General features: G+C 58.4%; 1 pseudogene. It reads right to left on the bottom strand.

Annotated features, from left to right (window positions below):
- Positions 1-210 precede the first annotated feature (210 nt).
- Positions 211-438, bottom strand: a pseudogene (locus AC1D0P_RS29900) (23S rRNA (adenine(2503)-C(2))-methyltransferase RlmN); the annotation flags it as partial.

The raw sequence follows: 438 nt of genomic DNA, 5'->3' as shown, positions 1-438 counted from the left end.
ATGGAACACTGCGCGTACGCCATTCAGCGCGACTCGTATTCGAGAGCCTTGCCCTTCCGCGATTTCACCGCCGCATGCCAGGAAAAGCAATTCTATATCCCGCCAAGCTATGTTCGATCGCACGGGATCAGCGAAGATCGCCAACAACGTCGCCCTGTGTTTGCCACTCAGCTCCATGCAGTATCAATCTATGATATCATCGAGGAAGTTTCAATCTTCGCCGTGGTTGGCGATCATCATCGCTTCGAAGGCAAGGCGGTCGGTCTTGCGCATGCGCTCGGATTCCGATTTCAGCTGGCCGCAGGCGGCGAGGATGTCGCGGCCGCGCGGGGTGCGGATCGGCGAGGCATAGCCGGCCTGGTTGATGAAATCGGCGAAGGCCTCGATCGTCTCCCAGTCGGAGCATTCATATTTCGAGCCCGGCCAGGGGTTGAAGGG

It is taken from the genome of Polaromonas sp. P1_G2 (genome assembly GCF_056405515.1).
Note: the sequence above shows the minus strand (reverse complement) of the source record. Positions and strands in the feature narration are given on the sequence as shown.